Below are 11,845 nucleotides of genomic sequence, written 5' to 3' on the forward strand. Positions count from 1 at the left end.
AGGTTTGACTCTACCACTGATAGTGACCCTCCCTAGCCCCTAAGGGGCAAAGCTCGCCGGGGGGAGTATCCCCCCGGCAGACTTTGGCGCTGCGCAAACGCTCCAATTCAAAATTCGCTCATCACCGATAGCGTCCCTTGCGCGTGTCCCCTTGGGACGAGCGCGTACCCGTAAGCGCAAGCGCACGCCAAGGGCGTCCCTTGCGCGTGTCCGTAAGGACTTAGGGCATAGATTTGAACGGAGGAAACCTCCCGCAGTCGCCACAACGGGGGGAACCCCCGCAAGGCGCTGCTCTCCGCTCAAACTTCTCTCAAAATTCAAAATCAAGAATCCCATTTTTGAATGCGTGAATTATCTTGTGGTTTTGTGATGGTATCTACCACTATGCTTATCTGAATGTAGTAGACCTTCAACAGCCTAATTTTCGCTTTCAAATTTCTCTATGTGAACTGTCACCCATTCAGGTTTAGTGTTCAAAGTAGAAACAAGTGCGTGAGTAACTGCTTGCGCCAGTTTCCGCTTAAGTCTAATAGAATCACATTCAGCAATTTTGACGGTAACAGATGGCATATGCATTCCCTAATGATTTTTTCAGCTTTGGTTTTTGACTTGTGATTTTGCTATGCTCTTAGTTTTTCTTTGTCAAGCATCATTTTTTTAGTCATGTGAGAAAAGCTACCATACTTATAATAAGCTGCACAAGCACCTTCAGAAGAAACCATGCAAGTTCCAATCGGTGTTTCTGGAGTGCAAGCTGTTCCAAAGACCTTACACTGCCAAGGTTTCAACACTCCTTTGAGGATTTCTCCACAAAGACACGCTTTATGGTCAGCAACTTGCAGGTTGGGAAGGATAAATTTTAATTCTGCATCAAATTGAGCATATTGGGCACGGATTTTTAATCCAGACTTGGGAATCTCACCTAAACCGCGCCACTCAAAACTTTCTCGGTTTTCAAAGACTTTATTCATCGTGGTGATCGCCACCTGATTTCCTGTCTTCTCTACCAACCTGTTATATTGATTTTCAACTTCACAACGATTTTCGACAATCTGTTGCAACAGCATCCAAATGGATTGAATAATATCTAAAGGTTCAAAGCCAGAAACCACAATAGGTTTTTGATATTGTTGGGAAATAAATTGATAAGGGTCACTGCCAATCACCATACTGACATGACCCGGACCAATAAATCCATCGAGCTGTAAATCCGGATTATCTAAAAGTGCTTTTAAGGCAGGAATCACGAGGACGTGATTAGAAAACATACTGAAATTCTGAATTTTTTCAGATGCTGCTTGCAAGATAGTCAAAGCAGTGCTGGGGGCAGTTGTTTCAAAACCCAAGGCGAAGAAGACAACTTCTTTATGAGGGTTGTCCTTAGCAATTTGTAGACTATCGAGGGGAGAGTAAACCATACGAATGTCCGCCCCTTGTGCTTTCGCTTGCAACAAGTTTGTTTTAGAACCAGGAACCCGCATGGCATCTCCAAAAGTCGTGAAGATAACGTTTGGTTTTAGGGAGATAGAGATAGCATCATCTAGCCTTCCTCTTGGCATCACACATACAGGACAACCTGGACCATGAATTAATTCAATTGTCTCAGGTAAAATTTCTTCAATTCCATATTTGAAAATAGAATGAGTGTGGCCACCACACACTTCCATTATTTTGATAGGCTTTTTGAGCCGTTGAGATAATTTTTCTATGGCGCGGAATAAAGCATCAGCTTTTTTAGGTTCTCGAAATTCATCAACGTATTTCATATTAAAATTAGAAGAAAAATTTGATTGCGTTCAGACCCCCGACTTCGTAAAAGTTGTCGTGGTTCTTGTTTTTTCACGAATCATTTAGGACTGCTATATAGTATAATATGTGATTTTTTTAAAAAACTCAGTACACTTTCTGTTCCCTGTTAAGCGTTCCCTACCTCCACGAGTAAATTCAGAAATCAAACCGGATTCCTATATGAATCTATTGCTACTGCTTCTGCTAATTCTTCCAAGAGTTGCAGTGTTTCCATAGCTTCTTTTTCATTAATTCGATTCATCGCAAAGCCAACATGAACTAGCACCCAATCGCCGACACATGATTCCACTGAATGCTGTTCATCAACGATACAAGCAATATTGACTTGACGCTTCACACCACCAACATTGACAACAGCTAGTTTTTGTTTCACGTCAGTGATTTCTATAATTTTACCTGGAATTCCTAAACACATTTTTTTGAAATAAATTTTGTAGTGTTTGATAACAAATTACGCTCGAAAATCAGTAACTATTGACTCATTAGTTGAGCAGCTGCAATCACAGCTTGTCCTAGTGATAAACCACCATCATTAGCTGGAACTAAGCTATGAGTAAGTACATTTATTCCTAATGTTTGTAAGCCTTGAGTAACTTGCTCTAACAGAATGCAATTTTGAAAAACTCCTCCTGTGAGGACAACTTGAGAAATATCGTTTTTTTGACGCAGGTTATTAACCATTTTTACAATGGTATGAGCTAAGCTTGTATGAAATTTGGCAGCGATAACTGCTTGAGGAGTTGCCTGCTGTAAGTCATTCAGCAAAGCTTGCCACATTGGATATGAATCTATATAATAAATATTATCTGACCAATAAAATTTAAATTTATAATTGAAATATTCTTTTTTATTTAATAAATGCGTATCAGCCAAAGCTTCCATTTCAATTGCTGCTTGTCCTTCATAGCTACATTGTTCTCGGCAAATACCAATTGCAGCAGCGACAGCATCAAATAAACGCCCAACGGATGAAGTTAGAGGAGCGTTAATTCCTTTTTGGACAAGCTGATTGAGAAGTTTCAGCGGCTTTTGTTCAATAAATTCTAAAATATCTAAGTATTTGTATTTTTGTTTTAAATCTTCCCAATCAAAGGCAGATATTAACTGGGCATAGGTATTACGCCAAGGTTCTCTCATTGCTTGTGTTCCGCCAATCATTGGTACTGGCTTAAATGTCGCCAATCTCTTAAAATGGCGATAATCTGCTAAGAGAAATTCTCCGCCCCAGAGTGTTCCATCTTCACCATAACCCAAGCCATCTAATGCAATACCTAAAACAGGTGGTGAATTAATATTTATATCATTTTCTGCCATGCAAGCAGCAATATGAGCATGATGATGTTGGATGTGAAGTAGGGGCACGGCTGTGCCGTGTCCGTACTGATTGTGTGCAAGTTGTTTTCCAAGTTTGGTTGAGAAATATTCAGGGTGTAAATCAACAGCGATCGCTTCGGGTTGATGCTCAAATAAATTCAAGTAGAGATTGAGCGTATCTTGATAAGATTTGAAAGTCGCTGCAGTTTCTAAATCTCCTATATGTTGAGATAGAATAGCTTTCCCATCTCGCAATAAACAAAAAGTATTCTTTAGCTGGCTGCCCATTGCTAAAATGTGAGGAACGCTTTCAAATCCAGATGGTAAATTAATAGATGTTGGTGCGTATCCTCTAGCACGACGGATTGTTAGCACTTTTTCACCAACAACCCTCACCACCGAATCATCGACTCGGTTTACAATCTCCCGATTGTGCAGAAGAAAATAATCTGCAATTTTTCCTAACTTGTCACGCGCTTCAACATTATCAATACATTGCGGTTCATCAGAAAGATTACCACTTGTCAAAACAATCGGGCGATTCATCCGCCTCAGAATGAGGTGGTGTAAGGGGGTGTAAGGTAGCATGAAACCCAAAGTGTTTTGCCCTGGTGCAACTGAAGGCGCAATTTGATTTTGAATTTTGGATTTTGGATTTTGGATTTTGGATTTTGGGTTTTGAATTTTGAACTTTGAATTTTGCGAAAAGTTGCCAGGAGGAGCCAGTACTGCAGGAGGGTTTCCCTCCGTAGGTATCTGGCGTTGGTTTCCCTCCGTAGCAAACTTTTCAAGACGAATTTTGAATTGTATTCTCCCACTTCCCCTTTCTTCATCGTCGTCTCCCGCATTTGCCTGAATCAACACAACAGGCGCGGCGGGACTTTCTAATAATTCTCTTTCCTTGGCGCTGGGGGTGCAGTACTCTTCAATAACTGATATGTCTTTTGCCATTAAAGCAAAAGGCTTTTGATTGCGCTGTTTACGGCTGCGTAGTTTTTGTACAGCACTTTCCTGAGTGGCGTCGCAAGCTAGATGAAATCCACCTAACCCTTTAATAGCAACTATTTCGCCTTTTTGTAATAAGGTACAAACGGCGTCAACATCGTCAAGCATAGAAAACATATAAGATGTAATTGGTTGATTATCTGAACGTTCTAACCAGGCTTTAGGACCGCAAATTTGACACGCTACGGGTTGGGCGTGAAAGCGACGGTTTTCAACATCGTTGTATTCCCGACCACACTCTGCACACATAGCAAAAGCAGCCATACTTGTGTTGTCGCGATCATAAGGTATGGCGCGAGTGATACTTAGGCGAGGACCGCAATGAGTACAGTTCGTGAAGGGATAACGATACCAGCGGTTGAGGGGGTCAAAAATTTCTGCTTTACATTTTGGACAAGTCGCAGCATCCGCAGGAATTTCTGTTTTCACTGCACTGCTGAGACTGTCAGAAATGACAAAATCACCAAAGGTAGATTTGCCTTCATAACGCTTGCGCGTTACTTCATCAATTCTCGCTAATGGCGGACACTGTTTCTGTAAATTTTGAACAAATTCTTCTATAAATTCTTCACAGCCAGATACCCTAATGAGGACACCTTGACCGTCATTACAAACTTCGCCTTGCAACCCGTATGCTTTTGCAAGTCTATATACAGTAGGGCGGAATCCCACTCCTTGAACGATACCGCGAACCCTGATGATTTCTTCAGTAAACATGATATTTGAACTAATTTCGTAGATGCTAAAGACAGAATTCAGAACTCAGAATACAGAATTCAAAACTCAGAACTCAGAATACAGAATGATTTCTTGTCTTGAGATAAAGGCTTTGTACAATTTATTTGGAAACTGTGTATTTGACTTAACACAACGTAAGCTTCTTGTGTGTTTCAGGAGTTACTGTAGAGTGCAAGGGCGCAGCCCATTATTTGGTAGTTATCTTCCAAAGTAAAACTCGGTTATTTCCTGAATCTGCTATGACCGCAGTATTTCCACACACTTTAATTCCATAAGACCAATTCAAGCTATCTCGTTTGGCTAACCCAAAATCACGATTTTCACCTTTACTTTTAAAATCTCTTTGTCCAACCAGTGCATGACTTTCGCTTCCGTGCAAAGACAAAATTGATTCTGGCTTTTTCCAGCCTAATAGCCTTGAATTAGCTGTATCAGTAACAAGTAACCACTCACCAGCAGCAGTGACACCATAAGGCATACTCAAACTATTAGCACTAGGAAAATAAACTCCTTGATTTATTTCAACTAAATCAAAAGTTTTTTGTCCTAACACTACTGCACAAGGGGCATTGTTTTCTGTTGGAATTCCGTGCCAAATCATCACACGGTTATTACCGGCATCAGTGACAACTAAATTTTCTTCCCAAACTGTGATGTCATGACACCAACGCATACTCGATGCTGAAGCAGTATCACCGCCATTTTCGTCGCGGGACATCATATCTTTTTGTCCCAAAACAACATCAGCAGGTTGACCATTTTCTTCAGGTAATTGATGCCAAATTAAAACTCGGCGATTGCCTGTGTCAGCAACAAATAGCTTTTCTTGATGATAGAAAACTCCATAGCACCAGTTGAGAGTATTAGCTGCTGCTTGTTGAGTTCCTCTGTTTGGTTCATTGTCAGTGAAATGAGTTTGACCTAATACTAAATCTGCTGGAACATTGCTATCTTCTGGCAATTTTTTCCAAATCAAAACGCGATGATTCCAAGCATCTGCAACTGCTAAACCTTCACCACAAGCACAAATTCCAGTTGGTACACTGAGTGTTGTCCTTCCAGGACTACCTTTGGCATTTTGTCCTTCATGGTTAAAGTCTGGTTGTCCAATCACCCAATCAGCAGGTTGACTATCTTGAGTGGGAACATTCCGCCATCCTAATAAACGATGATGTCCTGTGTCTGATACCCACAATGGTCCAGTTTCAGATATCAAACAAGCACCACGAGGACCAAACATTTCTCTACTGCTGGGTAAGACAGGTGTTGCTAGTTCACCCACATCAAGAGTTGTTCCTAAAATAACTTCTGCACCTTGAGACAAAAAAGGTGAAAGTTGGGAAACTTTTACCGATTCTGTTGCATCTTTAGGTGTAAGAGTCATTTTAGTTGCTGTGTTCATCGGTGATTTTGGAATAAAGAAATGCTGGTTTTATCAGTTACCAGTTATCAGTTATCAGTTACCAGTGTCGTGTTCCGTTGGGTTCCAAACAGGTATCAGTTAACAGTTAGGGTTTATCAGTGTCGTGTCCCGTTGTTTACTGTTTACTGTTTGAAAAGCCTCAAAAAAATTTGAGACTAGAAGCAATTACTGAGTTGAAATGTGTTTGCGTGTTCAGCCGTTTAGAACTAAACTTCCGGGCTCATAATAGCCTCAGTTAATTTTAAGAGACGGAAAACTTTATAATTTTTTAGCTTTCTGTCTGACATTTACTTCATCTTGAGTTCTTTATGTAGAAATGGCATTAAGATACCAGTCAAAAAGCTAGAGACAGTAACTGGTATCCAAAGGCTAACTTGAGTTTGTGCAAGCAAAAACAACAACGATGCACTTATACTAATACCAATTGCAGTTTGCTTGACAAAGTTCATGGGGTCGCGCAGTAGCTTTCCCTTAAAAAATAGCCTAGCGCTGAACCATCCTATTTCTAACATGATTCCTCCTAAAAATTTTTCAACGCATTCAAGACTATTAGCCCTAAGATTATTCCAGGAATGACGCCAGCCGGACCAAAGAATCCACCAAGTAGTGCAGCTAACTCATAGCCTAAATATTCTTTGGCTAAAAGGATTCCGCCAATTGCACCGCCAATCATAGATAAGGCTGTTGCTACTAAAAACCACACAAATCCAGTCATCAGATTTAAGTCGCCAGCCATTAAGCTTGTGAAAAAATCTTTTAAAACAGGATTTGTCAAAAAGTCTGTCATTCTTATCTCCTGCACGAAAATTGTTAGTTGTTATTTTTTTTCAAACTACCAACTACTAACCATTATCGATTTCTGTCTCAAGTTCTTGCAGTACCTGTGCTACAATTTGCGCTTGTTCTATTTGTCCATGTTGAGTAAAAATTTCCCAAGCTTCTTGATAATAGGCACGCGCTTGCAAGAGATTTTTGAGATTCCCAGCTTCTGGTTTTTCTGAGTCGTCTGGTAAGTTCAATAAAGCGTTGGCTTTGTTAGAAATTGTGTTGGCGTATTCTAAGGGTGTGTCTTTGGGGTTACGCACTTTTAACGCTTCCTCATAAGCGGCGATCGCCCGCACAACATTCTCCAAAGGATGAGAACTCGGTAGATATTGCAAAGCGTTGCCCAGATTATTCTGCAACATCGCATATTCCCTGGGATGGCTGATTAACTCAATATGCTTCAGCGCCTCCTCAAATGTCTGCACTGCTAACCCTTGACGCAGGTATTCTGTTTGTGTTGTCAAAGGCGTCGAGAGGTAAGCAATTGCAATGTTGTTGTGTAAAATCGCATATTCCTGCGGGTATTTCTGCCAGGTAAACACCTGCAAAGCTTTCTGATAAGCTTGGATGCTATCTGTCACCCGCGCTAAATTGAATGGCACAAGTGACTGCAACACTAACCCAAAATTCATTTGGGTTTCTGCTACTTCCACCGGTGTTGCAAGCTGTTGTATAACAGGTAGGGCTTCATCTAATCGTTGTTTCGCTTCTAATAACAGTTGTTCCCCAACATCGGGAATAGCCTTCAAAGCAAGTGCCATTCCTACGTTTGCCCTAGCTTGCCAAAGTAAATTATCCTCACCACATAAATCATACGCTTGCTGACATAGCGAAACTGCATTCCATAAATCTTGGGCAGTTTTTGGCTTTTTTTGAAAGCCTTGCGCCATTTCAATCAGCATCTCGATTTTTTCTTGTGTCGTTGCTGGGGAAGAAGCAATCATATCCATTGCCGCCTTCACCGCAGAATCTGTCATGCTGGGGGTCATTACCATCTTCCTATAGCAGGTTGGACAATTGAGTCTTTCAAGTTCGCACACCTTTAAGATGCATATTTCTTGCATTTTTGGGTTGTACCAACCAAGCTTATTTACGCAGATAATGAGTTATGTCTTGGTAAATCCCGTTGCAGTTAAGAGTTAGCAGTTACCAGTTATCAATTGTTCACCCTCCGGGAACGCCCGTCGCCTACGGCGGGAGACCCGCCTGCAGTGCTGGACTCACTGTTCACCCTATGGCTAACGCCACGCCTTACGGCTATCGGGTGTGCCCAGAGCGCACGCCAGAAGGCGAACGCCAGATGCCGTGAGAGCGGAAACGCTCCTCATGCGCACTGGACTCACTGTTCACTGTTTGAATAAATCTATGCTCTTTTAAGATAAAACATTTCAATTGAAAAAAGTATATTTTTTTGTTGGATTTTGATAAAAATATCTTAACTTATATTCAATTTTACTTTATACTGGAAATTTTCATTTTGTAGCGAAAAATTATTTATATGACACTTTTTTTCAAAAATGATTTTTTCCATACTCTGATTTAGTTTATATTAACATAATCTGACGGTTATTTTATCTATCATCTTTCCAAATAAAGGTTATTGGTTAACTGTTTTCTCAAAAATAGATGAGATTTCGTTTCAAAATATCTAACTCTTTCTGTAAAACATAAACAATTGAATTAAAAAATACATGATATAAAAAATAAAGGATGAAAAACAGTTGAGACGCGACAAATAACGTCACCTGAATCATGCAGGCTAAACAATAGAAAAAAAAGATAGCTGATGACTAACTTACTATGGCTGCAAGGTGGTGCATGTTCAGGCAACACCATGTCATTTCTTAACGCTGAAGAACCCACAGCTTGTGATTTAGTTACTGACTTTGGCATAAACGTCCTTTGGCATCCATCTTTAGGACTGGAATTAGGTACAAACTTGCAGACAATGCTGTGGGACTGTCTTTTGGGCAAGATTCCCTTGGATATCCTGGTTTTTGAAGGCACAGTTATTAACGCACCTAATGGTACAGGAGAATGGAACCGTTTTGCCGATCGCCCCATGAAAGACTGGTTAAACGACCTATCCCAAGTTGCTAACTATATAGTCGCAGTGGGAGACTGTGCAACTTGGGGAGGAATTCCCGCAATGGCACCTAATCCTAGTGAATCGACAGGATTGCAATTTCTCAAACGCAAAGAAGGGGGCTTTTTAGGAAAAGAATTCCGGACAAAATCGGGATTACCCGTGATCAACATTCCTGGATGTCCCGCCCATCCCGACTGGATCACACAAATATTAGTGGCGATCGCCACCAATAGAATTGGCGATATTGTCCTTGACGAGTTGCATCGTCCACAAACCTTCTTCAACACCTATACCCAAACAGGCTGCACCCGCAACATCCACTTTGCCTACAAAGCATCAACCACCGATTTTGGTCAACGTAAAGGATGCTTGTTCTACGACTTAGGTTGTCGCGGACCAATGACTCGTTCTTCCTGCAACCGCATCTTGTGGAACCGCGTCTCCTCCAAAACCCGCGCCGGGATGCCTTGTTTAGGTTGCACCGAACCCGAATTCCCCTTCTACGACCTCAAACCAGGAACCGTATTTAAGACACAAACCGTCATGGGAGTTCCCAAAGACTTACCCACAGGAGTGAATAAGAAAGATTATGCCCTACTCTCCATTGTGGCGAAAGACACAATGCCTCACTGGGCAGAAGATGACTTTTTTACAGTTTAGTCAAAGTGCTTCGCACTGGGTGTAAGGGTATAAGGGTATGAGGGTGTAAGGGGTAAGAGATGAAAAGTTAAACAATCTGTTAGCAAAATAGTTCTAATCTTTTCCCCTACACCGTACACCCCTACACCCCTACACCCCTACACCCACCCCGTTGGCGCAGCCGCCCAGGGCGCTTAGGCTTGGTCATTAGTCATTAGCATTCAAAGCACAAAGCACAAATGACACAGGACAAAAAACAAATGGGAAATCAAACATTAGACATCTCCCCAGTCGGGAGAGTAGAAGGCGATTTAGATGTCCGAGTGGAAATAGAAGACGGGCAAGTCGTCAACGCTTGGACACATGCCGAACTCTTTCGAGGATTTGAAGTTATCCTACGCGGAAAAGACCCCCAAGCAGGATTAATTGTCACACCTCGCGTGTGCGGTATTTGTGGCGCTTCTCACCTGACTAGTGCAGCTTGGGGATTAGACACGGCTTGGGAAACAGAAGTCCCGCGTAATGCAATTTTGGCAAGAAACTTAGGTCAAATTGTCGAAACAATCCAAAGCATACCTCGTTACTTTTATGGTCTATTTGCAATAGATTTAACCAATAAAAAGTACCAATACAGCCCTTATTATCTAGAAGCTTGCAGACGCTTTGCCGCTTTCACAGGCAAGTCTTACGAACTTGGCATCACAATTTCTGCTAAACCTGTCGAAATTTACGCCCTATTTGGCGGTCAATGGCCCCACAGCAGTTATATGGTTCCTGGTGGCGTGATGTGCGCCCCCACCTTAACAGACGTGACTCGCGCGTGGTCAATTCTAGAATACTTCCGCACCAATTGGTTAGAACCTGTGTGGTTAGGTTGTTCTTTAGAACGCTACGAACAAATTCAGACTTATGAAGACTTCATGGAATGGCTAGACGAAAGCCCAAGTCATGCCAATTCTGACTTAGGTTTTTATTGGCGCATGGGTTTAGATATAGGTCTAGATAAATATGGTGCTGGTGTAGGTCGATATGTTACTTGGGGATATTTACCTCATGAAGCAAAATACCAGAAACCAACAATACAAGGGCGAAATGCAGCCGTGATTATGAAGAGTGGAGTCTACGACAGTTTCAGCGACACCCACACTCTCATGGATCAGACTTTTGTCCGGGAAAATACAACTTACTCCTGGTATGAGGAACTGACATCAGACATTCACCCCTTTGACCGCGTAACCAAACCAAGCAAAAATAATGTCAAAGACTTCAATGGGCAATACACTTGGTCAACGGCAGTACGTCACAAAGACTTAGGACGCTTGGAAGCAGGACCACTCGCACGTCAGTTAGTGGCTGGTGGTAAACATGGCGAGTCTTGGCAGCACTACGATGGGTTTATTCTAGATGCATTCAAAGAGTTGGGTGGTGCCAGTATTCATATACGACAGCTAGCACGAGTCCACGAAATTGTCAAGCTATACAGACAAGCAGAACGCTGCTTGCGCGAGTTCCGCCTGAATGACACCTGGTATATCAAACCCAAAGAAAAAGATGGGCGCGGTTGGGGTGCAACAGAAGCATCGCGCGGTTCCCTGTGTCACTGGTTGGAGATTGAGGGCGGTAAGATTAAGAATTACCAAATTATGGCACCGAGTACTTGGAATATCGGACCACGTGATGCAGAAGGAATACGCGGACCGATTGAGGAAGCTTTAGTCGGGACACCGATTTTTGACTCGACCGATCCAGTGGAAGTCGGTCATGTGGCGCGATCGTTTGATTCTTGTTTAGTTTGTACTGTTCACGCGCATGATGCCAAGACAGGTGAGGAGTTGGCGCGTTTTCGTACTGCGTAGCTGCTATAGCGCTTCTCAATTGAGTGAAATACACATGTACTGTAGGGGAGCCAGTCCTGCAGGAGGGGAGCCAGCGCCTTGCGGAGCCAGTCCTGCAGGAGGTGAGACCAGTGCTGCGGGAGGGTCTCCCTCCGCAGGCATCTGGCG

General features: G+C 42.2%; 10 protein-coding genes. 2 read left to right on the forward strand and 8 right to left on the reverse strand.

Annotated elements, in window-relative coordinates:
* Window positions 1-417: 417 nt before the first annotated feature.
* The 8 genes from AC5590_RS18370 to AC5590_RS18405 form a co-directional block, all read right to left on the reverse strand.
* On the reverse strand, window positions 418-570 hold the full coding sequence (locus AC5590_RS18370) for a tautomerase family protein (RefSeq protein ID WP_169264952.1): 153 nt from the start codon (window positions 568-570) through the stop codon (window positions 418-420).
* A 50-nt stretch (window positions 571-620) separates the two neighbouring features.
* Entirely contained in the window at window positions 621-1,766 is a 1,146-nt protein-coding gene (gene hypD, locus AC5590_RS18375) for a hydrogenase formation protein HypD (protein WP_169264953.1), read from the reverse strand.
* Window positions 1,767-1,951: 185 nt separating this feature from the next.
* Entirely contained in the window at window positions 1,952-2,224 is a 273-nt protein-coding gene (locus AC5590_RS18380; RefSeq protein WP_169264954.1) for a HypC/HybG/HupF family hydrogenase formation chaperone, read from the reverse strand.
* Window positions 2,225-2,280: 56 nt separating this feature from the next.
* Window positions 2,281-4,845 carry a carbamoyltransferase HypF gene (hypF, locus tag AC5590_RS18385; protein ID WP_169264955.1) on the reverse strand — a complete coding sequence of 855 codons (2,565 nt, stop codon included), beginning with the start codon at window positions 4,843-4,845 and terminating at the stop codon, window positions 2,281-2,283.
* Window positions 4,846-5,053: 208 nt separating this feature from the next.
* The gene (locus AC5590_RS18390) at window positions 5,054-6,250 is read right to left on the reverse strand and encodes an NHL repeat-containing protein (protein ID WP_370460719.1); all 1,197 of its coding nucleotides are present in this window, start codon (window positions 6,248-6,250) and stop codon (window positions 5,054-5,056) included.
* 326 nt (window positions 6,251-6,576) lie between these two features.
* A complete protein-coding gene (locus AC5590_RS18395) occupies window positions 6,577-6,801 on the reverse strand; it encodes a hypothetical protein (protein WP_169264957.1) in 225 nt (74 codons plus the stop codon).
* Between the two features lie 8 nt (window positions 6,802-6,809).
* Window positions 6,810-7,076: an asr0689 family protein gene (locus AC5590_RS18400; RefSeq protein ID WP_169264958.1), complete on the reverse strand. Its 267-nt coding sequence runs from the start codon at window positions 7,074-7,076 to the stop codon at window positions 6,810-6,812.
* A 55-nt stretch (window positions 7,077-7,131) separates the two neighbouring features.
* Window positions 7,132-8,103 carry a tetratricopeptide repeat protein gene (locus tag AC5590_RS18405; protein ID WP_169264959.1) on the reverse strand — a complete coding sequence of 324 codons (972 nt, stop codon included), beginning with the start codon at window positions 8,101-8,103 and terminating at the stop codon, window positions 7,132-7,134.
* A 797-nt stretch (window positions 8,104-8,900) separates the two neighbouring features.
* Between AC5590_RS18405 and AC5590_RS18410 the strand changes: the two genes are divergently transcribed.
* Both AC5590_RS18410 and AC5590_RS18415 read left to right on the forward strand, forming a co-directional pair.
* Window positions 8,901-9,863 (forward strand): hydrogenase small subunit, encoded by a 963-nt coding sequence (locus tag AC5590_RS18410; protein ID WP_169264960.1) that lies wholly within the window; start codon window positions 8,901-8,903, stop codon window positions 9,861-9,863.
* Between the two features lie 239 nt (window positions 9,864-10,102).
* Window positions 10,103-11,698 carry a nickel-dependent hydrogenase large subunit gene (locus AC5590_RS18415; RefSeq protein WP_169264961.1) on the forward strand — a complete coding sequence of 532 codons (1,596 nt, stop codon included), beginning with the start codon at window positions 10,103-10,105 and terminating at the stop codon, window positions 11,696-11,698.
* Window positions 11,699-11,845 lie beyond the last annotated feature (147 nt).

The sequence above is a fragment of the Brasilonema octagenarum UFV-OR1 genome (assembly GCF_963888615.1).
Lineage (GTDB): Bacteria > Cyanobacteriota > Cyanobacteriia > Cyanobacteriales > Nostocaceae > Brasilonema > Brasilonema sennae.